Genomic DNA, 22,230 nt, shown 5'->3' with positions numbered 1-22,230 from the left:
GCTTAGCGCCCTTTAAAGTTTGGTTCACGTTTATTCATAAAGGCTTGCACACCTTCACGATAATCTTCTGAACGACCCGCGATGCGTTGTAAATCACGCTCTAACAGCACTTGCTCATCAAAAGTGTTATTACTTGATTGATGAATGGCTTTTTTAATGAGAGATAGACCAAATGTAGGCTGTTTCGCTAAACGTTCAGCGAGTTCAGTCACTTTTGCTTTAAGCTCGGCGTCTTCAACAACATCCCAAATCATGCCCCATTCTTTTGCGGTTTCTGCTGGGAGCTTGTCACCTAACAAAGCCAATCCCATCGCACGTGCATGGCCTACGGCACGTGGTAAAAACCATGTACCAGCCGAGTCTGGAACTAAACCTAAGCGGCAAAATGCTTGTACAAAGTTTGCCGATTTAGCTGCAATCACCAAGTCACACGCCAGCGCAATATTTGCCCCTGCACCTGCTGCCACGCCATTTACGGCGCAAATCACAGGCTTTGGCATATTTACAATCGTTTTAATGAGCGGGTTATAGTAAGTTTCAATGGAATATCCTAAATCTGGAGCTTCAGCATTTGGGTCTACTACACGATCACCTAAATCTTGCCCTGCACAAAAGCCCCGGCCTTCACCACTAATCACAACACAGCGAACATCTGGATTTTTAGTCCACAGGTTTAAAACCTCAGCCACTTCACGGTGCATATCAACGTTAAAGCTATTCAGTGCTTTTGGGCGATTAAATGTCAGGTAGCCAACACCATTTTTTTCTTCAGCAATAATATTTTGATAGTCCATCACTCACCTCTAAACACTGGCTTTCTTTTCTCAAAGAAAGCATTAATCCCTTCGTTTCGATCTTTTGTAGCCGCCAGCCAGACAAAGTTTTGACGTTCAAACTTGAGTCCCTGACTTAACGTTGTTTCATGAATACTTTTAATTGATTGTTTAATCACGCGAATCGCTAAAGGCGCTTGTTTGGCAATTTTGGCTGCCAGTTGAACCGCATATTCAACGGTTAATTCGGTCGGCACCACTTGACTGCAAATGCCATGTTGTTCTGCCTGTTTTGCCGAAATCATCTCACCTGTCATGGCCCAGCGCATGGTGAGCTGCTGCCCGACCAAGCGTGCTAAACGTTGTGTTCCGCCTGCACCCGGCAACATACCCAAGGTAATTTCAGGTAAAGCGAATCGGGCATTTTCACCACAAATCACCATATCTGAATGCAAAACCAACTCGAACCCAGCGCCTAAGGCATAGCCATTGACTGCACTAATGAGTGGCTTACTAAACGCATCAATTTTCTGCCACAGCTTTGGACGAATATCGAGTTGCAAAGACACGGCGTCCATTGCAGCTAGCTCGCTAAGATCTGCTCCAGCCGCAAAACATTGAGCATTACCCGTTAAAACCACTGCTTTAACTTGAGCATTATGTTCAGCTTCTTCGAGCAACTCGCATAAACACTGCAATGTTGCATTGTTTAAGGCATTTCTTTTTTCTGGACGGTTTAGGGTTAATAACAAAACACCGTCAGCAGCTGTACTGGCTTTGATCAACTCTTGCATAACAGCCTCTATTCATCAAAACTCAAGCGAACATTTGAGCCTTTTGGTAAGGTCTGGCAGCTCAGCACATAGCCCTTTTCAACTTCATCTTCTTCAAGACTATAGTTAAGGAACATGTCGACTTCACCTGAAAGCACCTTACAGCGACAGGTCGCACACACCCCACCTTTACATGCATACGGTAAGTCAGCACCTGCCCGTAAAGCCGCATCAAGAATACTTTCATCATCTTGAGCCACAGAAACAATCAGTTCACGACCATCTAAAATGATGTTTACTTTTTCTTCTTTACGATTTGCATCAGCTTCAGCACTACGTTTACGTGCTTGTCCTGTATGGAAACGTTCAGTGTGAATGCGCTCTTTGGCAATACCGAAGTTCGGCAAAGTGCTTTCTACAGCATTCATCATTTCGTCTGGACCGCAGGCAAAAACATGGTCAAAGTTTGTTTCAAGCACTTCAAAATCAAAAAGCTGTTTTAGCTTTTCTGCATCAATACGACCGTTCATGAGTTCGCTATCATTGAACTCACGAGAAAAGATATTGATGAGTTGAAATCGTTCTTTAAACTGATCTTTCAAATCCATAATTTGCTCGGCAAACATGGTTTGTTTCCACGAACGATTGCCATAGAGCAAGGTAAATTTAGCTTCAGATTGTTCAAATAAAACTTGTTTAATAATTGATAAAATTGGGGTAATACCACTGCCCGCAGCAACACCTAAATAGTTTTGTCCGCCCATCTTGGCTGCTTTTTGAAAAAACACACCTTGTGGTGGCATGACTTCAAGCACATCGCCCACTTTCAAATGGTCATTTGCCCAGTTTGAAAATTGCCCTTGATCAATTTTTTTAACAGCAATGCTGATGTCTTCTTTACCCGCATAGCTACAAATTGAATAACAACGGCGAATTTCACCCGCTTCGGTTAAATGGCGAATGGTTAAATGTTGCCCCGGTTGAAATTGAAATTGTTCTTGTTGTTCAGGTACAACGTCAAATGCAATACAAATTGCCTGATCGGTTTGCGGTGTAATACTTTTTACTTTTAATGGTACAAATTGGCTCATGGCTGATTTCCTTATCTAAAGACTTAAATACATTTGAAGTAATCAAAAGGCTCAAGACAGTCCTGACATTTATAAAGTGCTTTACAGGCGGTAGAACTAAACTCTGTTAACAGTCGGGTATGTCGGCTTTTACAACGTGGACACTCGACACCATCATTTAAATGAACGTGAGTCCCACACTGATGCGCCAACCCTTCAGGTGGTGCAATGCCATAAACTTGCAGTTTCTTTTTCCCTGCTTCAGACATCCAGTCCGTGGTCCATGCTTCTGACAAATCAACCATGACTTTGACTGGTGTCAAAGCTTCTGCGGTAAATGCCTCAACAATTTGTGCTTTGAGCATATCTGTTGCTGGGCAACCGCTATATGTCGGAGTTAGACGAACAATAATTTCTTGTTGATCGTTAAGCTCTACACCGCGAATCATGCCTAAATCGACAACCGATAAAACCGGAATTTCAGGGTCACTTACCGTTTGTAGAACATCCCAACATTGGTCGATGCAATGACGAATCATTTGCATGGCTCACCTCCTTGTCTTACCAGGTCATGCCCGGATAAGTTCTTTGAATACATTGCATTTCAGCCAACAAATAACCTAAATGCTCGGTATGCAATCCTTGTTTTGCACCGCGGCGATAAGCACCGTTCACAGCAACATTTAATTCAAAACGCTTAAGCTCATCTGCAATGGTTTGGTTCCATTGTTCTTTTTCATTTGAAAAATCTGGAATCACGCCTTCTACAACTAGTGCTTGTTCATCTGCACTCAGTTCAAATAATTCAGCGGTAAAGCGCCATAAATTATTTAAACCGTCTTGTACACGTTGATGCGCTTCATCTGTGCTTAAACTTAAACGTTCCATCCAGCTTGTCGAAAAGCGGATGTGATACTTCACTTCTTTTAAAGATTTGACAGCAAGCGCGCTTAATTCAGGAAGTGAGCTTTGCGCTAAAGCAGTAAATAAATGAAGATGGTAATGGTCCATCAACCACTGGCGTACAATTGTTTGTGCAAAGTCACCATTGGGTTGTTCGCACAACAAGAGGTTTAAAAACTCACGTTCTGTACGGAAATACGCAAGTTGGTCTTCATCACGTTGAGCTTCATCATATTGACCAGCCAAAGTCAGAAAGTTCCTTGCCTGACCCAACAAGTCCAAGCCGATATTTGCTAAGGCAATATCAATTTCTAGCTCAGGTGCATGCCCGCACCATTCAGCCAAACGCTGAGATAAAACCAGTTGACTGTCGCCAATATGTAATAAGAATTTAGATAAAACTGAATGATTCATTTGCCATTCCCCTTACATGTGCTCAATGCCATCTGGGATATGATAAAAAGTCGGATGACGATAAACCTTGTCTAGAGAAGGATCGAAAAATTCAGCTTTTTCATCTGGCTGTGATGATTTAATCAGTTCAGAACGAACTACCCAAATGCTAATTCCTTCATTACGGCGTGTATAAACATCACGAGCATGTTGCAGTGCGATTTCATCATCAGGTGCTCTTAAGCTGCCTACATGACGGTGGCTTAAGCCTTGTTTACTACGTACAAATACTTCGTAGAGCGACCAGTTATTTTTATCTTCCATTTTGATTTCCTCAAATTTTTCCATAAATCTTGTTAAGCCACTTTGTTCGCTTCAAGCTGCTGTTTTTTCGCGTAGACCACTGCTGCATCACGAACCCATTTGCCGTTTTCCCATGCTTTACGGCGTGCTTCGATACGCTCGTGATTACATGGTCCACGTCCGGCAATCACTTCATTAAATTCGTGCCAGTCAATCTCGCCAAACTCATAGTGACCTGTTTCTTCATTGAACTTTAAATCTGGGTCCGGTACTTCCAAGCCAAGTTGCAACACTTGTGGCACGGTGTTATCAACAAACTTTTGACGTAACTCATCGTTACTAAAACGTTTGATTTTCCATGCCATGCTTTGTGCACTGTTCGGAGAATGCTCATCACTTGGACCAAACATCATCAGTGCTGGCCACCAGTAGCGATTTACTGCATCTTGTGCCATCTGTTTTTGTTCTGGCGTTCCGTTTGCCAAAGCCATCATGGCTTCAAAACCTTGACGTTGGTGGAAACTTTCTTCTTTACAAATGCGTACCATTGCACGTGCATATGGCCCATATGAAGTACGGCAAAGCGCAACTTGGTTCACAATGGCTGCCCCATCGACAAGCCAACCAATTGCAGCGACATCTGCCCAAGTCAAAGTTGGATAGTTAAAGATTGATGAGTATTTCATTTTTCCATCAATCAACTTTTCCATCATGTCATCACGGTCAGCACCTAAGGTTTCTGCTGCACTGTATAGATATAAACCATGACCCGCTTCATCTTGTACTTTCGCGAGCAAAACCGCTTTACGTTTTAAAGTTGGCGCACGAGTAATCCAGTTTCCTTCAGGCAACATACCTACAATTTCAGAATGGCCATGTTGCCCGATTTGACGAATCAATGTTTTGCGGTAGGCATCAGGCATTTGATCCTTAGCCTCAATCGTAATTTCATTGGCAATATTTTGTTCAAATTTCTGGTAGTTGTTTTCCATTCTTTCATTCCCTGTAGGCATCACCCTTAAATCTATTTTTCGATACACCAAAAACAAAGTCAATCACTTTTTTAGTATCAAATTATATCTAAATAACAAATAAGGATTAAATAATTGAAATTAATAAATATTAATTAAAGACAAAAAATCTTTTTACGTTTACAAATCAAAATAAAGTTGACTTTTAGACAAATTAATCTGAAATTATGAATCATATTTTTGCAATTTTTATAATTGATGTATCAAATAAAAAAGGAGTTTGGTCATGCTTGAACAAGCACACCTAGAAGGAACCTCAACTGACACAGATTTTCAGCAGTCTGAGCATCAACTGTCTCATCTTGCTTCTTATGTCTATGGAACATGGCATTCGACGAGTGAAGAACTGCGCCCTGTTTATCATGCTATTACAGGTGAACCGATTTATGCCGTAAGTAGTCATGGCATAGATATGAAACGTGTTGTTCAATATGCCAAACAAAATGGTTCAGAACTGGCTAACTGGACATTTCACCAACGTGCAAATGCGTTAAAACAAATTGCCCAACATTTACTTGAGCGCAAAGAAGAGTTCTACAAACTTGCTTATGCGACAGGCGCAACTCGTAAAGATGCGTGGATTGATATTGAAGGCGGGATCCAGACATTATTTGCTTATTCGAGTCTGGTTCGCCGTGAACTTAATGATGAAAAAATTATTACTGAAGATAGCTGGATTCAATTATCTAAAAATGGAACTTTCGGTGCTAAGCACATTTTAAGCCCTAAAGCAGGGGTTGCAGTTCACATTAATGCTTTTAACTTCCCAATTTGGGGAATGCTTGAAAAGATTGCACCAACTTTACTTGCAGGTGTGCCATGTATTGTGAAACCTGCAACCGATGGTGCCCAATTAACTCAAGCGGTTGTAAAAGCGATTGAAGAAGCACACGTATTACCAAAAGGTTCGCTACAACTGATTTGCGGTCAAACGTATGATTTGTTCGATCACTTAGGCCCACAAGACTGTGTGACCTTTACAGGTTCTGCCTACACAGGCCAAAAACTACGTAACCACCCTCACCTCAATAAATATTCGATTCCATTTAGCATGGAAGCCGACTCGGTAAACAGCGCAATTTTAAGCCCTGATGCAAATGAAGAAACTGTCGATTTATTTGTGCGTGAAGTCTTCCGTGAAATGACTACAAAAGCAGGTCAAAAATGTACTGCGATTCGTCGCGCTTTCGTTCCTGAAAATTTGTTAGCGACTGTGCAAGAGAAGCTAACTGCCAAACTTGCTAAAGTTGTGGTGGGTGACCCCCAAAAAGAAGAAACCACCATGGGCGCTTTAGCCAGTATTAAACAAAAACATGACGTTGCAGAAAAGGTTGCCGAACTCAGCAAAGATGCAAAAATTGTTTTTGGTAGCAATGATAGCTTTACATTTAATGCAGACCATCCTGAAAAAGGTGCTTTTTTCGCTCCAACTTTATTGGTGTGCGAACAACCTTTACAAGCAACACATGTACATATCACAGAAGCTTTCGGTCCAGTATGTACACTCATGCCATATCAAAACGTTGAAGAGCTTGCTGACCTTGTTTCACGTGGTGAAGGTAGCCTAGTGGCTTCTGTCGTTAAAAATAACGATGAGAATATTGAGCAGATTATTCAAAAAATTGCACCTTGGCATGGACGTCTGCATGTACTCGATGCAGAGTCAGCAAAAGAAAGTACAGGACATGGTTCACCACTACCTCATCTTGTGCATGGCGGCCCTGGCCGTGCAGGTGGCGGTGAAGAGTTAGGTGGTATTCGTGCAGTTAAACACTACATGCAGCGCACTGCAATTCAGGGTTCTCCAAACAGTCTGACTCAAATTACTCACTCATGGACTGCTGGCTCGAAAGTTAATGAAGACCGTGTACATCCATTTAAAAAGTCTTTTGATGAGTTAGTGATTGGTGAGCGTTTATTAACAGCGCGCCGTACAGTCACCGAAGCAGATATTGTCAATTTCGCGTGTTTAAGCGGTGACTACTTTTATGCACATACCGACAAAATCGCAGCGGCCGAGTCTTTCTTTGGTGAACGCGTTGCACACGGTTACTTCATTGTGTCTGCCGCAGCAGGTCTATTTGTCGATGCAGCACAAGGTCCTGTGATTGCCAACTACGGTATGGACAACTTACGTTTTGTTGAACCGGTTAAAATTGGTGACTCGATTCAGGTTGAACTCACCTGTAAACAAAAAACACCTAAGCCACAAAAAGACCTGTCTCAGCCTGCGCATGGCGTTGTGGTGTGGGATATTAAAGTCAAAAACCAACGTGGTGAACTTGTCGCAACTTACGATATTTTAACTTTAGTTGCTCGCGAAGCTTAATGGTTAAAATGAGATGGGGGTCACCTCGTCCCCATCTCATTTTTTTAGCACTCAATGGCGTTAACAGCAAGGCCACCTTTTGAAGTCTCTTTATATTTCTCAGACATATCTTTGCCAGTTTCTTTCATGGTCTGAATCACTTTATCTAGCGTGACAAAGTGTTCATCGTCATCATGAAGTGCCATTTGGGCTGCATTAATGGCTTTTACAGCTGCAATTGCATTTCGTTCAATGCAAGGCACCTGAACCAAACCACCAATCGGGTCACACGTTAAACCCAAATTATGTTCAAGCCCAATTTCAGCCGCATGTTCCACTTGCTCAGGTGATGCTCCTAAAATTTCGGCTAAACCCGCCGAAGCCATCGCACACGCTGAGCCAACTTCGCCCTGACACCCTACTTCTGCACCAGAAATAGAAGCATTGAGTTTACATAAAATGCCAACGGCTGCCGCACTTAGAAAAAAGCGAACCACTTTATCTTCGGAAAAGTCTTTAGAAAAAGTCACGTAGTAATATAAAACTGCCGGAATAATTCCTGCGGCCCCATTTGTAGGTGCCGTCACTACTCGACCGCCAGCAGCATTTTCCTCATTTACCGCTAAGGCAAATAAATTGACCCATTCCATCGCATGGAAAGTCGTCACAATCAGGTTTGAGTTTTTCTTATTTAATAACTTATCGTGAATTTTTTTAGCCCGACGTTTTACGTTTAATCCGCCCGGTAATATGCCTTCATTAATTAATCCGTTGTGAATACACTGCTGCATCACTTTCCAGATTTCCATAATCTTGCTGCGAATCTCAGTTTCACTACGCCAGCTTTTTTCATTTTCAAGCATTAACTCGCTCACTGATAAATGATGAGTTCTACATAAGCTTAAAAGTTCAGCCGCACTGTGAAATGGATATGGAACCTTAACATCGTTAGTTTCAGTTTGGGTGTGTGTTAATTGTCTTTGACTGACAATGAAACCTCCACCGATTGAATAATACGTTTCTGCATATAAAATTTCTTGAGCCTCGTTATACGCAATCAGTTCCATTGCATTGGGGTGATAAGGCAAAGAGTCATCTAAAAAAAGCACATCATGCTTATAATCAAAAGAAATAGTCTTTTGCTGATTAAGCTGGATGGCTTTATTTTCTAGAACATCTTCAATCAAGCTTGTACTTACTTGGGTATCAATATGTTCAGGGTCAAAACCCATTAAACCTAATAGAACAGCCTTGTCTGTCGCATGACCGACACCCGTTGCCGACAGCGAACCGTATAACTTCACCTGAACTCTAGCTGTTGCTTGTAAATCGTTTTGCTTCAATAAATCATCCACAAAACTGTATGCCGCTCGCATGGGTCCAACTGTATGGGAGCTAGATGGACCGATGCCAATTTTAAAAAGATCAAATACACTAATAAACACGTGGTCCTACCTTCGATTCATTATTATTCGTATGTTCGTCATTATTGTGTCCTTTCGGATAGCTCTAAAATTATCATTAAGCCAAGTACAAAGCACGAATAACTCTTCGGCAGTAGCACAAAAAGACAACGGTTGAACAATCACTATAAATAACCTTCTTCACCGCCATAACTTTTGTAGTTTTTATTAACAAATATAAATGTATTAGCGCGCCCTTCCTTAAAACAAGTACAGGAAGTTGTACAAATAAAAAACTATAAATATTAGCCATTAGTCGCACCTCCCTATTTTTATTCATTTTTACTGGTAAAGTGCTTTACATGGTTTGATACAACCTACTTAACTCAGATGCATAATTCACCTGTTCTTGCATCTGATGTTTTTCTGCCTCTAGTCCGCTAGGGGCTTTTTTTATTATTGATTTAAATACTGATATATTAAATTTCTAGACATAATTAAAGATAAGAAAAATGAATCGAATTTTAAAATTAAGTATTTTAAGTTGTCCGCTTTTATTGTTAAGTGGTTGTATTGGTTGTTATAACCCGACAGGCTGTAACCGTGATGATTCGCCTTATTTCTATACAACACAAATAACTCAAGTCAAAGGTGTAACAGTTCCTGTTGGAACAAAACTGGTTTATAAATCTCAAAAGTCCAAACAGAAAGATGAGCAAACTGCACCACTTAAAGAAGAACATATAACAGGAATAAAGCTACCAAAAGATACCGCTATACTTTGGGGAGGAATGCCTACCAATCATCTCCTTCAGTTTGCTAATCCTGAAATGCAAGGATTTACAGCCTACCGAGCACAAGAAGCTCCAACTGTATATTCCAATCAATTCTTAAAACTCTGGAAAGAATGTGATAGTGATTTAGATATCTCGATCAAAAATAAAAATGATTGGAGCTTTAATCCTGCAAATATGAAAATTATTGGATGCGGAATTAACTATCAAGAAAGAGCTTCATACAACACCAACAATCCAAGCCAAGACAAAGTGGATATTTTTCTCATCAAAATTAATCAGGCTTTACAGAAGCTGCCACAACAACAAGAGTATCCCGTTATCCATTATTCCGAAAATTAAAGAAAAAAAAGCCCACATTTCTGCAGGCTCTTTTCTTTAAAATTTGATTTACCAAACTTTAATTACACACATTAACCACAGGTTGCTTGAGTAATTTTCTTAGAAGCAGGATCAATAGTAACTGTAACTCGGTTTGTACGATAATCCATAGTCATTGGTTGACCTGGAGCCACTTTTCGCACAATTTCTGATTTAGTTTTTTGTTTAATTTGATCATCAGTAAGGCCAGATTGACCCACTAATTTTTGAGCTTCTTCTGCTACACAGTTTGCTTGATTATCACGGAATAATTTCCATTCTTCCACGACTTGGCCGTTTGGTAAATGACAATACCCAACCTGACCATTTGCTTCATTTCTAATTTCTAATTTCCCGCCTTGTTCAACACAATATTGACTAGCTGGGTTTGGTGAACCAATTTTTGGTGGAGTTGGATCTTTATGTTGTACAGATGAACAAGCCGTTAACGAAACAAGCGCTAAACCAAGAAAGATAATTTTTTTCATAAATTTTTGCTTCTTAATAAAAAAACTAAAGATATCAAAAAAATTCATGTTTCATGTGTCTTGTTTACAATAAAAAACTCTCTTGGGAGTTCTACTCACCATTTCTTTAATTGATTGGAATTTAAGATTTTCCTTTCTAAAAATAATTATCAAAATATTGCGATCATGGCCTTTCCAAAATTCGTGCTCCAGATCCGTCTTGCCCTAAAACATCTTCAGGATTTCTTAATGGACATTGCTCTAGTGATAAGCAACCGCAACCAATACACCAGTCCATTTCATCCCGTAACCTCGTTAATTTTTGAATACGATCATTGAGATCTTTTCGCCAATGGCTTGATAACTCTTTCCACTGTTTAGCTGTTAATTTGCTCCCCATAGGATATGCGCTAAGAGCCTCTTTAATTTCATTTAAAGGAATTCCTACTCTTTGAGCAACTTTAATAATCGCAATATATCTTAAAACGATTAAGGGAAAACGGCGCTGATTACCATTGGTTCTTATACTTTTTATCAGCCCTTTCGTCTCATAAAAATGTAGGGTCGAGACAGGAACTCCACTCCTTTTTGCAACTTCACCCACAGTCAAAACTCGACTAGAGTCAGCTTTTTTATTTTCACTTATCATGATTAACCTCAACTTTACTCGAGGTTTATAAGAGAGCCTACTGTTTTTGTCAAATCAATCACTCAACCACTCAAAGTCATTTTTCTGAGTTTATTGGTCTTAACTTTTCTATAAAAGCTGAGAAAATAAATTTGATACGATTACTAATTCAATTAAATTTATAAAATGAGCTGCTGACATTTAAATTTAAGAAATTAATTTTGTAGAGTACATGGACACCCGCAAACCCAAAACATGTTGTAAACGAAAGGCATTGGTGCTCCTAATGGATAGACCTTAGCTTGTTCGATTTTATAAGTTTTTTTACGTGACTCAATGTGAAGTATATTATCGTAGCGAGCAACTACAATTCCCTTTTTATATAATTTTTTCCGTTCATTCTTTGCATCAAATTTATATACCAAAAAGTAAACTTTTTCTCCTACGCTGATCTTTGAATGATTAACCATAATGTAACCATTACAATACTTACATTGCCAATCTTTCATATCTCAAATAATCACACACTTAAATTTAAAAACACATCGAATTTTATAGTATAGATTTATTAAAGCTACAAATCTAAAGAAATATTTTAATTGAAAAAATAAGGTTTATTTGTGACAGACATCACAATAAAGATATAGAAATTTCAAACTATATCTAGAAACATCAATCACTTACCTAGCCAATTTTTAATATTATTTTTTTAAAAAATATTAAATTTATCTATATTTTATATTACTATATAATATTTCTATTAATAAATCCAAAAGTGCCTATATAAATAATTTTAATATTTAATAATCTCATTGTTTCATTATATTTAACTAAACCACAAATAAAGTAATAAATAAATTTCAAGATATTAAATTAATTTCATGTTTAATTGAAAATAATTCAGTTCACATTATACAAAATAAAAATATATAATTATTAGAATTGCAATTTAATTTTTTATTATGTCAACTCAACGTTTAAAATTAGAACTCCCATCTGGACATGATCAGTTATTACTTCATTCTTGCTGTGCTCCTTGTTCAGGAGAAGTTATGGAAGCATTAATTGATTCTGGAATTAAATTTTCAATATTTTTTTATAATCCCAATATTCATCCGGTAAAAGAATATCTCATCCGTAAGGAAGAAAATATTCGTTTTGCAGAAAAGCATAATATTCCATTTATCGATGCAGATTATGATACGGATAATTGGTTTGCTCGAGCTAAAGGTATGGAAGATGAACCAGAACGCGGTATTCGTTGTACCATGTGTTTCGATATGCGTTTCGAGCGAACTGCCCTTTACGCACATGAACACGGCTTTAGTCTCATCAGTAGTTCGTTAGGAATTTCTCGTTGGAAAAATATGGCTCAAATTAATGATTGCGGAATTCGAGCAGCATCCAATTATCCAGATATTCAATATTGGGATTATAACTGGCGAAAAAATGGTGGCTCTAGTCGAATGATTGAAATCAGTAAGCGAGAGGAATTCTATCAACAGGAATATTGTGGTTGTGTATATTCTTTACGTGATACCAATCGTTGGCGTATGAGTAATGGTCGAGACCGAATTAAACTGGGTGTTAAGTTTTATAGTAATGCCATGGAAGAAGATTAAAACTTATTCTCCTTAAAAAATTAATTCATTCTAAGCTATATTTATTCCTAATAAAAAGAGGCCACATCTGGAGAATGTGGCCAAAAGGTGTACTGTACTGAGCTTTGATATTATTAGAATAATGAAGTTAGCTTAAAATAAGATTAATAAATCTTTTAAATTTAAATTTTTTAAAATTTCATCAAATATTTAAATCGAATAAATACTTTGCCCTTCTCATTAAAAATAAAATCACTCTAAAATCCAGATATAATTTTGAAAAGTTTAGCTATTTTACTTTTTGATACTGATGGCTAGTCTCTTAATATTTTCCACCATTTCCTCAGGTTGATGTGCAGCATAGCCTAACATAACTGCTGCTTTTTTCGACTCAAGTTGACAATATCTTGATAGAGGTTGAATCTCCAAATCTAATGCCGAGCAATGAGAAATAAACTCCTGCTCTGTCCATGGTGCTTTTAACCAACATATAAGATGAATGCCTGAATCTGTTGGCTGAACGTCGAGTACATCTGAGAGGTGTTCATTAATAGCGTTAATCAATACTTGTTGACGCTCATCGCATGCCTTTCGAACTTTACGTACATGTCGAGCATAGTAGCCTTGTTGAATGAATAAAGCTAAAGCGACCTGCTCTAAATATGAACTTCGTACATCAGTATAGTATTTAGCTGCACTAAAGGTTTCAATTAATGCTTCAGGTACAACCATGAACCCTAAACGAAACTCTGGAAACATCATCTTCGTAAAAGTGCCAGAATAAATGACTCTTTGCTGCTGATCTAAACCTTGTAGTGCTTGAATTGGGTGAGTGCCATAGCGAAACTCACTATTATAATCATCTTCAAAAATCCATTTTTCTTGTTTGTTTGCCCAATCTAATAAAGCAAAACGGCGAGCTAAACTTAAAGTTCCCCCTAAAGGAAACTGATGTGAAGGTGCTGTATAGACCAGTTTGCTTTTGAAGTAATGATCAGTAATGTCAGAAATTTGCATTCCCTCCTCATCACTCTCGATCAAATTTATCTGCGCACCAAAACTTCGAAAAATCTTAAAAGCTGCATCATATCCCGGCTCATCCAAACAGACTTCATCATTTGCTTGAAGTAAGGCATAGGCCGTTAAATGAATAGCTTGCTGCGTTCCGTTTACGATAATAATTTGCTCTTCGTTGCAGTTCAGGCCTCGAGTGGAGCGAACATATTCAGAAATTGCCTGACGCAAAGGTAGATAGCCACGTGGGTCGTAAAATTGACCAAGCTGATAATACGACTGCCGCCAAGCTTGTGTTAATAACTTGCCCCACAGTTGATGAGGAAATAAATCAATACAGCCTACCCCTACATGAAACATTTTTTTCTTTTTACTTAACCATGACTGCTTTCGCCATGAATCCAATAGAGCTTCAAGATTTGGATTAATATTTAAGGAACGATGAATATTTTTAGACGTTTCTTTTGAATTTTTTTGAACGTGTATTAACTGATCTGGCACAACCTCAGCAACATAGGTACCTGAACTTGGTTTAGTAAATAAATATCCCTCATCCAGTAATCGTTCAAGAGCCGCCAATACAGAATTCCTTGAAATTGACATCATCTCTGCTAGAGCACGACTTGAGGGTAATTTTGTTCCGGCAGTCAGCCTTCCATCTAAAATTGCATCACGCAAAGCCGTATATAGTCCATTTTTAATCTGACCTTTTGGCAAAATTAAATGTGGAAAAGATGCAGAAATCGACGCTGCCATATCAAAACTGGTACTGTAAAAAATATCAAAAGTGTATCTTATAAAAATACCACTATCAAAACTACACTCTAATTGTCGATTTTTTATTACTTTAAAACAGAGTGTAATTATTATGCAAAATCAAGGTCTTCAAATCGTTCCTGTTCAGCAGCAAGATTATTCACAATGGGAGAAATATTGGCTTGCTTACCAAAATTTTTATCAAGTGAATTTACCCCTTCATGTCACAAAAGTAACATGGGAACGTTTCTTCGATGAGAATGAACCTATGTACTGTGCCGTTGCTAAACAAGGTGAGCAGGTTTTAGGAATTGTGCATTATGTTATTCATCGTTCAACATGGGCAAAAAATAATTACTGTTATCTAGAAGACCTTTATGTTTCACCTGAAGTTCGTGGACAACACATTGGTAAGCAACTCATTGAATATGTGCAGAAGCAAGCAATCAAACACAACTGTGACCGTTTATATTGGCATACTCAAGAAACCAATGTAACAGCGCAAAAGCTTTATGACTGGATTGCACAAAAACCAGGAATTATTGAATATCGTATGCCTTTGAACTAAAAAAGTGAAAACATCAAAAGCGGGAGTGCTTTTGGTGTCTAAATTTTAGTACGAATACGCTTAATCACTTTGTCATTAATAGTTGAGCATTGATTAAACGCAGCAAAACGCTTGAGCTCTTGTTCCAGTTCGAAGAAGAAGAGCTCCTTATTTTTTACTGTTTTTTCCAGATGTAGGCTAATCACTTCTAATTCTTTGATAGAACGATGCGCTTTACAATCTACTCGGCCTACTAACTCGTCTTGATATAGGATCGGCAAGCAAAAATAACCATATACTCGTTTAGCCGCTGGTACATAGCATTCAATGCGGTAATCAAATTCAAATAAGGAAGCTAGACGGTCACGATGAATAAGAGAATTATCAAAAGGCGATAGTATTTTTAAACCAAAATCAGTACTAACCTTTTGTTCCATTGCAGCAACATCAACATATAAAGTTTGACCATTCTCAAGTTTAATTGCTGATACAACACCTGCATCAATATGTTCTTTCAGAACGACACGCATAGTTTCTTTTAAATCATTTTTCTTTAGATGAACTAATTGTTTCCATGTAAATGCACCATGTGCTCGAAGCGTATTATTAAATAAATACTGCGCATATTCATAAAGCGTAGGCATACTTAAATCAATATTTTCAGGCAAGCAGCGCTCGGTCAAATCAAAGCCCTTTTCCATTCCGTTACGCTCACAGATCATCAGGTCACCCTGCATATATAACTGCTCAAAAGCACGGCGGCCTGGTCCGGTATTCCACCAGTTTCCCAAACTCTTTTTATTATTTTTATCAATATCACGTAGACGAATTTTTCCTTCAGCACGAACACGTGCCAAAATTTCATTCATGAGGTGTTGATCGCCTCTATTAAAATAACGGCTTTCTCCGTTCCTGACAGACATCATGGAAGGCAATGCATAACGATAATCTTTCATAGGAAGATACGATGCGGCATGATACCAATATTCAAAAATCTGCCGCTCACCAACCAAACTATTGAGATGACTTAGCTCATAATCAGGTACTCGATTCCACAATATATGGTGATGAGCTCGCTCTACAACCGATATGGTATCAATCTGCACATATCCTAAATGCTCAATAGCCTGTAAAGTTCCATCCATGCCTTTTGCAAATCGACTGGTTTTTCCTAAGCCTTGATTAAATAAAGTGAGCTGTTTCAAAGAAGAAGTCATAGAAATCAAATATTGTTGTATTCATTTAGAAATGGAAAAATTTCAATTCTATAGTATCACTATTCCCTCATTTGCTTGTGATTATAGGAACAGCAATTCTTAAAAAAAGAATCTTGGCTAACTCAACGTTTTACAGACTTACTTTAAAATAACTTTTGGGATTCAACCTAATTACTAAAATAACGACTAATATCACACTGGCTAAATGGAAAAGCCATCCTGCTTTGTAAGCCCCCGTAAGATCATGCAAAATTGCAATAATCCACGGCGGGATTGCTGCCAGTAAAAATCCACCACCCTGCATCAGTGCAGATAAAGCACCTGCATGTGTCGGTTCATCAAAATGGTCTAATGCAACGATAAGCATTAATGCAAAACATCCTCCCAAACCTACGCCCAAACAAATTGCCCAAAGTATAGAGGCAAAATCAGGCATAAAAGCCATTCCAGAAAAACCGACTAGTTGCATTGCTAACGTAAACCATAACCATGGACGTCGATCTTTATATTTCCTAGCTAAAACAGGCAAAATGAGCGCTGAAGCTGCTTGGCTCAAGGCCAGCAAAGCGAGTAATTTTCCACTTTGTGCTGCACTCCAACCCTGATCTTGAAAAGAAGGTGCTAACCAAGCTACGACTGATGAGTAGCCACCATTTACAAGCCCGAAACAAGCCATTAATAACCAAGTTCGAGGTTGCTTTAATAACTTTCTTATAGGCGCGCGATGAATGGATGAGCCAACTTTTAATGGTAAAAAGATAAGTGCCAATATAAATGCAAATAAAGCTGGAATAGCAAAAAAAGCCAGTCCAATCGACCAAAGGCCCGTTATATTTGAAATTATGGGAGCTAACCATGCACCTAATGCTCCACCGCCCATGAGCATAGCCGAATAAAGCCCCATCATCGGCCCAATATATTGGCTAAATTCTCTTTTAATCATGCCGGGAAAAGCCGCTTGTATCATCGCAACGCCAAATCCAATTACTATTGCACTAAGAATTAATCCTTCGGATGTAGGCAATAAAAATCGGACAGCACATCCTCCACAAATGGCCAGTAATGCACCAAGAATAGCGCATCGTTCGCCGACATAGTTCTGCAATATTGGGCCAACAAATGCAACAATCCCCATAAGCATCATCGGTAGCAAAGTAAGTAGAGCTATCCCTTGTAAGCTTAAACCAGTGGCTATTCGAATATTGGCAATCAATGGTCCAATACTTGTGATAAATGGTCTTAAATTAAGCCCAACCAAAGCCACAGTTACAATGAGCATCGGCTGGGTCAAAAAAGCTCCAGACTGCTTCATTATTTTGAGCCTGAATGATTGGCTTGATAATTCTTCCAATGCACATAAAGATCAGTGCGGTTTTCAACTCTGATGGGTATATATTGAATTTTCATTGATTGCTCAGCAAAGGGCTTGGCAAGCTCTATATATATTTCGGCTGTAGACAAACCAAATGGTGTTCCGTCTTCATTAGAATATGCATAGCTCACCGACTTAATACCTGCTAAACGCATTCCAGCCATACACATTGGGCATGGATGACCACTTGCATACACAGAACAGCCTTCTAGGTTGGCAGATCCTAAAACTTGACTGGCTGCACGAATCGCCAGTAATTCAGCATGTGCAGTTGGGTCATTCGTTGTCAGAATCTGATTTACGCCTGAAGCAATAACTTCCCCATTCTTTACAACCACAGCTCCAAATGGTCTGCCACCTTTTTCTATATTGTTATAGGCAAGCTCAATCGCCTTACGTAAAAAATGTTCACCTTTTTCCATCACATACTCTCACTTTCTATTTTGCACCAGCTGCAAGAAGTCTTTTTTCAATTTCGCGATATCCTCTTGACCGCGCATGGTGTAAGGGAGTTATGCCGTCTTTATCAGCCAAGTTCGGATCAGCACCTGCCTTTAATAAAAGCTCTACAATGTGTTGATATTTGGGCTCTCCATTTCCCAAAATGATGGCCTCAAGTAATGCCGTCCACCCCAAATTATTGACATGATTAACATCTACACCGGCCGCAATTAATGTACGAACTGTTTCAACATGGCCTCGTTCCGCTGCCGGAATGAGTGCAGTCCCACCGTAACGGTTAATACTTTTTAAATCGGCACCATGCATGAGTGTCATTCTTAGAATTTTTAAATATCCCTGTGCACTAGCATATAAATATGGACTGTCTTGAATATTGTCTTTTGCATTTACATCGGCACCAGCCTCTATCAGCATATGAGCAGCATGTACATTATTTGCTCTTGTAGCGACCATCAAAGCAGTCGAACCAGTTTCATCTCGCTCATCAATTAAAGCTTTTTGAGATAAAATCCGTTTAATAGATTGTGTATCATTATTTATCACTGCCTGATGTAAAGGATACTCACCCATTGCATTCGTCATATTTGTAAAACCCGAAGTCCCTAATGCGACAATCAGATTCATCCATATTAGTGACTTACGCATGGTGGCCTCCCAATAGAATTTTTTGGCAAAATATTTTGTAAATAGAATAAAGATCACCAAAAGTATTTGGAAATTAAATTATTTAATCGATAGTATTAAGATTATAAATATTTATCTTATCGGCTTTTAAGTGTGGCGGTACCTAATATGTTTGATCCTCGCCTTTTACGTGCTTTCGTCACTATTTTTGAAACTGGCGGTTTTACCGCAGCTGCCGATCGATTACACCTGACTCAATCAACAGTTAGTCAGCAGTTAGCACGACTTGAAGAATCTGTCGGTCATGCCCTTATAGATCGGACAGCAAGACCTTTCAAACTGACGGCATCTGGAGAATATCTAATTGGTTATGCGCAAAGGATTTTGACTCTCCAACAGGAAGCTGAGGCCCTACTTAAAGATCCGGCAGGAAGTATTCCCATTCGTATTGGTTTACCAGAAGATATGATGAGTCCTGCAATGGCTGAAGTTTTCGGTATATTTGCCAAAGAGCATCGCTCCATTCGTTTAGATGTAACCTCTGGCTTAAGTCGGAACCTAACAGAACGTTATCGGAATGGTGAGTTCGATATTATTATTGTCAAAGAACCTACTGCTAGTGCTGATCACCACGCTACATTCCCAGAAGAAATGGCATGGTTTGAAAGTTCGAATTCAACAACTGAATGGTCTGATCCCATGAGTTTAGTGACCTTTCCTCAAGGCGGACTTTATCGGGACGAAATGTTCGCAACTTTAGAGCGCGAACGGCGACGTTGGTATATTGCCTTTACGGGTAGTAGCCTAGAAAGCGTGTTAGTCAGTGTTGAAACAGGATTAGGATTATCTTTATTGCCTGTAGCTACGACCAATGGACGAAGAGTACGTCGATATGATTCATTAGGAGATGTGCCTCCTATGGCCGTTTCAATTTACACATGGGAAAAAGCTGGGATAATTTCCCAGCTTGTAGATAAAATGACGTCTGTTTTACAAGAACGTTTTCAATCATCAATCAATATTTAACTTATATCATTCGAACTTTCAGCAATCAGTTTTTCTGCCATTTCTTGAGTTTTTCTTAAGCCTGGCATACGGAACTCGGTATGCCCATAATCTTGGATAGATTTCCAACGTCCACCCCAAGTTAAGCCAACCGATTCAGCGACTTGCCCATATAACCGATAGCCTTGCATTGCCCATGGATCTCGCTCAGAAATAACCACTTTTCCATTTCGCTTAAATGCTACATCAGCAGCTAAACCAAATTGGTGATAGCTTTGATAACCTCTCGCTCTAGTCGTATTTGGATTGCCCGCCAACATATTCTGACGTGCTGGGCTACGATAGCCTTCTAATAGAACCAACTCATAACCATACTGTTCTTTCATGATTTTAAAGACCATGAGTAAACGCTGTTTATATCGTGGGTTCATTTTTTCCCATTTACGATCAACTAAATTTGTATCCAAAATAGCTCGACCATCGAAACTGGTGTTATCAATCGGTGAAGAATTAATAGCGCCACTATTTTGAGACGAATATTGCTGCTCTAACTGCGTGGCCTCAACAATTGCGGCTTCAATTAGGCTTTCATCTACTTCTGGCGGTGGTGATAATATTTCACCATTTAAAAGTGCATAAATTTGAGGATCCGTTTTTTTCAGATATTCAGCTTCAATTCGGGTTGAACTAATCGGACGAGTAAAAGCAAAAACTAATATACTGGCGAACAAGAAAAAGCCTGCAATTACAATCCACCATTGCTGTAAATGCCAATGAGATTGTAATTTTTCAGGAGCAGCTGCCTGATTCATGGTTTGAGCAAATTGTTTAACCTGATTAAGCTGTTTACGCCCTTGGGGCAGTAATGACAATACAAAATCTTTGCTTCTACTCCTGAGTTCATAAGACATTAAAAACGCTAAACCAATTGCCAAACATGTAAAGCAAAAGAAAATGAGAAAGATCATCATCAGTTCATTAATTCACGGCAAAAGGACTTCGTGTAATTTTAATATCTACCGATGCCTTAGGTGGCTCAACCTCAGGTTCTGGTTCGGCTGGAGCTTTACTCTCAACTACGGGTTTAGCCTGCGCCACTTGTTGCTGCTGCAGCTTACTCACAGGTTTTTGCTGAGCTGGCTGTATTTTGGGTTGAGCCGCTTTAGCTGCACCCGTTTGTAGCTGAGGCACAACCTGAACTTTCTTTTCACCTGTTAGCTGTTCATCAAATGGTGAAACTCGTTGTTCATTCGTAGCAACAGTTTTATGTGGAACAGGTTTAAAAATATTGCTTAACTCATTATCTTTTGGCTGTTCAAAGCCATCACGACTCATTGAGTCCGTCTCGTTATCTTGACTTACAGCAACCTGATTTTGTTCATCTGAAGAATGTACAGCATCTTGATTTAAAATTTGCTCTTCCGTTGATTTACTCTCAATTGCTGCTGATTCTGGCGAATTCGGTTGAGACAAGAACAGGAATAGCGAGATGCTGACAAACACCCCTGCAATCACACCAATCACAATATAAAGTACTGGTGATTTCGGCTTTTTTTTATTCGATTGTAAAACTCGAATAGAAGTTGGTTTTTCCTGAGCCATTTCGTTCCATCATCAAGGTAAATAAATTGTAATATGTGCTTGCTCTTGAGGAGCAGAAATCACATTTTGATAGTTAGATAATGCTTTATCATTTTGATTGTTCAGCATAAATCTTAAACCCGCAAAGGTAAGTAATGCAAAAATCAATAAAAAGATCAAAATCCAAAAGAAAGGTACTTCACGATGAATAATATTTCGTATTTGATCGGGAATTGCCGAGAACGGCGAAAACGCAACTTTTTTCCCTTTTAAATAGTCAATTTCATCACCCACTCTTGATACTAGGTGGTTGAGACTTTCAATAGATTCAATTCGGTACTTACCCTGAAAACCGAGCAAAAGGCAGTAATGAAATACTTCTAACGCAGCTAGACGTTCTTTTCCACGACTTCGTAATTGTTCCAATATTTCAAAGAAACGATACCCGGCTAACTGAGAACCAAACAAGCTCAATTGCAATGGGCTAATTAACCAAGCATTTTGCAAATTAAAATAGCTTGGGTCTTGTTGCGTTACGATAGTTTCATCAATCAAAGCACAAAATGCATATTTAGCATCATGAATATCATCAGCTGAAAATTGCAACTTTTTAGCTTGTTGCTCAAATTGATTGAGTAAATTTAAGATTTTTTCACGAAACTGCTGAGCGTCTGCCGGCACGTACTGATTTCGAATCAAAAAAACTAAATAAAAGCCATCATGCAATAAATCAATAAGATTGATTGCCTGTAGCTTTGCCTGAGACTGGCTATTATTATTCCCACCCGTTCCAATTTGCCCATCGTCAAATAAAGAAGGAGCACCTGTGGATTGTGACATTTTTC

24 protein-coding genes are annotated in these 22,230 nt (G+C 38.9%); 5 read left to right on the top strand and 19 right to left on the bottom strand.

The genetic code is table 11. The annotated features are described in order from the left end of the window. Positions 1-2: 2 nt before the first annotated feature. The 7 genes from paaG to paaA are packed head-to-tail and all read right to left on the bottom strand — an operon-like array spanning position 3 to position 5,207. A complete protein-coding gene (gene paaG / locus B806_RS0108945) occupies positions 3-794 on the bottom strand; it encodes a 2-(1,2-epoxy-1,2-dihydrophenyl)acetyl-CoA isomerase PaaG (protein WP_017402906.1) in 792 nt (263 codons plus the stop codon). Continuing rightward, on the bottom strand, positions 794-1,567 hold the full coding sequence (locus tag B806_RS0108940) for an enoyl-CoA hydratase-related protein (RefSeq protein ID WP_001156944.1): 774 nt from the start codon (positions 1,565-1,567) through the stop codon (positions 794-796). Before B806_RS0108940 ends, paaG begins: the two co-directional genes overlap by 1 nt. Positions 1,568-1,575: 8 nt before the next feature. Beyond that, entirely contained in the window at positions 1,576-2,637 is a 1,062-nt protein-coding gene (gene paaE / locus B806_RS0108935; protein WP_017402905.1) for a 1,2-phenylacetyl-CoA epoxidase subunit PaaE, read from the bottom strand. Positions 2,638-2,660: 23 nt separating this feature from the next. After that, on the bottom strand, positions 2,661-3,161 hold the full coding sequence (gene paaD / locus B806_RS0108930; RefSeq protein WP_005070011.1) for a 1,2-phenylacetyl-CoA epoxidase subunit PaaD: 501 nt from the start codon (positions 3,159-3,161) through the stop codon (positions 2,661-2,663). 16 nt (positions 3,162-3,177) lie between these two features. After that, positions 3,178-3,933, bottom strand: coding sequence for a 1,2-phenylacetyl-CoA epoxidase subunit PaaC (paaC, locus tag B806_RS0108925; RefSeq protein ID WP_017402904.1), 756 nt, complete (start codon positions 3,931-3,933; stop codon positions 3,178-3,180). 12 nt (positions 3,934-3,945) lie between these two features. Then, entirely contained in the window at positions 3,946-4,236 is a 291-nt protein-coding gene (gene paaB / locus B806_RS0108920; protein ID WP_000389648.1) for a 1,2-phenylacetyl-CoA epoxidase subunit PaaB, read from the bottom strand. Positions 4,237-4,268: 32 nt separating this feature from the next. Then, positions 4,269-5,207 carry a 1,2-phenylacetyl-CoA epoxidase subunit PaaA gene (gene paaA, locus B806_RS0108915; RefSeq protein ID WP_014206395.1) on the bottom strand — a complete coding sequence of 313 codons (939 nt, stop codon included), beginning with the start codon at positions 5,205-5,207 and terminating at the stop codon, positions 4,269-4,271. Between the two features lie 265 nt (positions 5,208-5,472). Between paaA and paaZ the strand changes: the two genes are divergently transcribed. After that, entirely contained in the window at positions 5,473-7,575 is a 2,103-nt protein-coding gene (gene paaZ / locus B806_RS0108910) for a phenylacetic acid degradation bifunctional protein PaaZ (RefSeq protein WP_017402903.1), read from the top strand. Between the two features lie 44 nt (positions 7,576-7,619). On the opposite strand, the gene B806_RS0108905 is transcribed toward paaZ, so the two are convergent. After that, positions 7,620-8,999: an L-serine ammonia-lyase gene (locus B806_RS0108905; protein ID WP_017399174.1), complete on the bottom strand. Its 1,380-nt coding sequence runs from the start codon at positions 8,997-8,999 to the stop codon at positions 7,620-7,622. A 470-nt stretch (positions 9,000-9,469) separates the two neighbouring features. Here B806_RS0108905 and B806_RS0108900 point away from each other — a divergent pair, with 470 nt between their 5' ends. After that, complete coding sequence (locus B806_RS0108900) at positions 9,470-10,093, top strand: hypothetical protein (RefSeq protein ID WP_017402902.1); 624 nt, start codon at positions 9,470-9,472, stop codon at positions 10,091-10,093. A gap of 71 nt (positions 10,094-10,164) precedes the next feature. Here B806_RS0108900 and B806_RS0108895 read toward each other — a convergent pair whose 3' ends face one another. From B806_RS0108895 to B806_RS0108885, 3 genes are all read right to left on the bottom strand, one after another. Then, positions 10,165-10,599, bottom strand: a complete 435-nt coding sequence (locus B806_RS0108895) for an I78 family peptidase inhibitor (protein ID WP_005076719.1) — start codon at positions 10,597-10,599, stop codon at positions 10,165-10,167. A 163-nt stretch (positions 10,600-10,762) separates the two neighbouring features. Continuing rightward, on the bottom strand, positions 10,763-11,227 hold the full coding sequence (soxR, locus tag B806_RS0108890) for a redox-sensitive transcriptional activator SoxR (protein WP_017402901.1): 465 nt from the start codon (positions 11,225-11,227) through the stop codon (positions 10,763-10,765). 194 nt (positions 11,228-11,421) lie between these two features. Then, the gene (locus B806_RS0108885) at positions 11,422-11,715 is read right to left on the bottom strand and encodes a hypothetical protein (RefSeq protein ID WP_005070027.1); all 294 of its coding nucleotides are present in this window, start codon (positions 11,713-11,715) and stop codon (positions 11,422-11,424) included. Between the two features lie 453 nt (positions 11,716-12,168). Between B806_RS0108885 and B806_RS0108880 the strand changes: the two genes are divergently transcribed. After that, positions 12,169-12,828 (top strand): epoxyqueuosine reductase QueH, encoded by a 660-nt coding sequence (locus B806_RS0108880; protein ID WP_005070032.1) that lies wholly within the window; start codon positions 12,169-12,171, stop codon positions 12,826-12,828. Between the two features lie 273 nt (positions 12,829-13,101). Here the strand turns inward: B806_RS0108880 and B806_RS0108875 are convergent, their stop codons facing one another. Next, complete coding sequence (locus tag B806_RS0108875) at positions 13,102-14,577, bottom strand: PLP-dependent aminotransferase family protein (RefSeq protein ID WP_017402900.1); 1,476 nt, start codon at positions 14,575-14,577, stop codon at positions 13,102-13,104. 112 nt (positions 14,578-14,689) lie between these two features. On the opposite strand from B806_RS0108875, the gene B806_RS0108870 reads away from it, so the two are divergent. Then, complete coding sequence (locus B806_RS0108870) at positions 14,690-15,145, top strand: GNAT family N-acetyltransferase (protein WP_017402899.1); 456 nt, start codon at positions 14,690-14,692, stop codon at positions 15,143-15,145. Positions 15,146-15,183: 38 nt separating this feature from the next. Here the strand turns inward: B806_RS0108870 and B806_RS0108865 are convergent, their stop codons facing one another. The 4 genes from B806_RS0108865 to B806_RS0108850 form a co-directional block, all read right to left on the bottom strand. Then, a complete protein-coding gene (locus B806_RS0108865; RefSeq protein WP_017402898.1) occupies positions 15,184-16,341 on the bottom strand; it encodes a crosslink repair DNA glycosylase YcaQ family protein in 1,158 nt (385 codons plus the stop codon). 130 nt (positions 16,342-16,471) lie between these two features. Further along, entirely contained in the window at positions 16,472-17,653 is a 1,182-nt protein-coding gene (locus B806_RS0108860; protein WP_017402897.1) for a cyanate transporter, read from the bottom strand. Beyond that, positions 17,653-18,135: a nucleoside deaminase gene (locus tag B806_RS0108855; RefSeq protein ID WP_017402896.1), complete on the bottom strand. Its 483-nt coding sequence runs from the start codon at positions 18,133-18,135 to the stop codon at positions 17,653-17,655. The genes B806_RS0108860 and B806_RS0108855 overlap by 1 nt, the downstream gene beginning before the upstream one ends. Before the next feature lie 16 nt (positions 18,136-18,151). After that, positions 18,152-18,820, bottom strand: a complete 669-nt coding sequence (locus tag B806_RS0108850) for an ankyrin repeat domain-containing protein (protein WP_017402895.1) — start codon at positions 18,818-18,820, stop codon at positions 18,152-18,154. Positions 18,821-18,967: 147 nt separating this feature from the next. Between B806_RS0108850 and B806_RS0108845 the strand changes: the two genes are divergently transcribed. Further along, the gene (locus B806_RS0108845; protein WP_017402894.1) at positions 18,968-19,825 is read left to right on the top strand and encodes a LysR family transcriptional regulator; all 858 of its coding nucleotides are present in this window, start codon (positions 18,968-18,970) and stop codon (positions 19,823-19,825) included. Here the strand turns inward: B806_RS0108845 and B806_RS0108840 are convergent. From B806_RS0108840 to icmH, 3 genes are read right to left on the bottom strand one after another with little or no spacing between them, the layout of a single operon-like run. Further along, positions 19,822-20,775, bottom strand: a complete 954-nt coding sequence (locus B806_RS0108840; protein WP_029768971.1) for a M15 family metallopeptidase — start codon at positions 20,773-20,775, stop codon at positions 19,822-19,824. The genes B806_RS0108845 and B806_RS0108840 overlap by 4 nt on opposite strands. Before the next feature lie 7 nt (positions 20,776-20,782). Beyond that, positions 20,783-21,406 (bottom strand): hypothetical protein, encoded by a 624-nt coding sequence (locus tag B806_RS0108835; protein ID WP_017402892.1) that lies wholly within the window; start codon positions 21,404-21,406, stop codon positions 20,783-20,785. 12 nt (positions 21,407-21,418) lie between these two features. Further along, a complete protein-coding gene (gene icmH, locus B806_RS0108830) occupies positions 21,419-22,225 on the bottom strand; it encodes a type IVB secretion system protein IcmH/DotU (RefSeq protein ID WP_002114531.1) in 807 nt (268 codons plus the stop codon). Between the last annotated feature and the right edge of the window lie 5 nt (positions 22,226-22,230).

This window comes from Acinetobacter sp. TG2027 (assembly GCF_000302435.1).
GTDB classification, from domain to species: domain Bacteria; phylum Pseudomonadota; class Gammaproteobacteria; order Pseudomonadales; family Moraxellaceae; genus Acinetobacter; species Acinetobacter pittii.
The sequence above is the reverse complement of the archived record's forward strand: the minus strand, read 5'-3'. Positions and strand labels throughout refer to the sequence as shown.

Coding starts and splice junctions, on each gene's coding strand:
- paaG (WP_017402906.1), bottom strand. CDS start 794: ATGGACTATCAAAATATTATTGCTGAAGAAAAAAATGGTGTTGGCTAC.
- B806_RS0108940 (WP_001156944.1), bottom strand. CDS start 1,567: ATGCAAGAGTTGATCAAAGCCAGTACAGCTGCTGACGGTGTTTTGTTA.
- paaE (WP_017402905.1), bottom strand. CDS start 2,637: ATGAGCCAATTTGTACCATTAAAAGTAAAAAGTATTACACCGCAAACC.
- paaD (WP_005070011.1), bottom strand. CDS start 3,161: ATGCAAATGATTCGTCATTGCATCGACCAATGTTGGGATGTTCTACAA.
- paaC (WP_017402904.1), bottom strand. CDS start 3,933: ATGAATCATTCAGTTTTATCTAAATTCTTATTACATATTGGCGACAGT.
- paaB (WP_000389648.1), bottom strand. CDS start 4,236: ATGGAAGATAAAAATAACTGGTCGCTCTACGAAGTATTTGTACGTAGT.
- paaA (WP_014206395.1), bottom strand. CDS start 5,207: ATGGAAAACAACTACCAGAAATTTGAACAAAATATTGCCAATGAAATT.
- paaZ (WP_017402903.1), top strand. CDS start 5,473: ATGCTTGAACAAGCACACCTAGAAGGAACCTCAACTGACACAGATTTT.
- B806_RS0108900 (WP_017402902.1), top strand. CDS start 9,470: ATGAATCGAATTTTAAAATTAAGTATTTTAAGTTGTCCGCTTTTATTG.
- B806_RS0108895 (WP_005076719.1), bottom strand. CDS start 10,599: ATGAAAAAAATTATCTTTCTTGGTTTAGCGCTTGTTTCGTTAACGGCT.
- soxR (WP_017402901.1), bottom strand. CDS start 11,227: ATGATAAGTGAAAATAAAAAAGCTGACTCTAGTCGAGTTTTGACTGTG.
- B806_RS0108885 (WP_005070027.1), bottom strand. CDS start 11,715: ATGAAAGATTGGCAATGTAAGTATTGTAATGGTTACATTATGGTTAAT.
- B806_RS0108880 (WP_005070032.1), top strand. CDS start 12,169: ATGTCAACTCAACGTTTAAAATTAGAACTCCCATCTGGACATGATCAG.
- B806_RS0108875 (WP_017402900.1), bottom strand. CDS start 14,577: ATGGCAGCGTCGATTTCTGCATCTTTTCCACATTTAATTTTGCCAAAA.
- B806_RS0108870 (WP_017402899.1), top strand. CDS start 14,690: ATGCAAAATCAAGGTCTTCAAATCGTTCCTGTTCAGCAGCAAGATTAT.
- B806_RS0108865 (WP_017402898.1), bottom strand. CDS start 16,341: ATGACTTCTTCTTTGAAACAGCTCACTTTATTTAATCAAGGCTTAGGA.
- B806_RS0108860 (WP_017402897.1), bottom strand. CDS start 17,653: ATGAAGCAGTCTGGAGCTTTTTTGACCCAGCCGATGCTCATTGTAACT.
- B806_RS0108855 (WP_017402896.1), bottom strand. CDS start 18,135: ATGGAAAAAGGTGAACATTTTTTACGTAAGGCGATTGAGCTTGCCTAT.
- B806_RS0108850 (WP_017402895.1), bottom strand. CDS start 18,820: ATGCGTAAGTCACTAATATGGATGAATCTGATTGTCGCATTAGGGACT.
- B806_RS0108845 (WP_017402894.1), top strand. CDS start 18,968: ATGTTTGATCCTCGCCTTTTACGTGCTTTCGTCACTATTTTTGAAACT.
- B806_RS0108840 (WP_029768971.1), bottom strand. CDS start 20,775: ATGATGATCTTTCTCATTTTCTTTTGCTTTACATGTTTGGCAATTGGT.
- B806_RS0108835 (WP_017402892.1), bottom strand. CDS start 21,406: ATGGCTCAGGAAAAACCAACTTCTATTCGAGTTTTACAATCGAATAAA.
- icmH (WP_002114531.1), bottom strand. CDS start 22,225: ATGTCACAATCCACAGGTGCTCCTTCTTTATTTGACGATGGGCAAATT.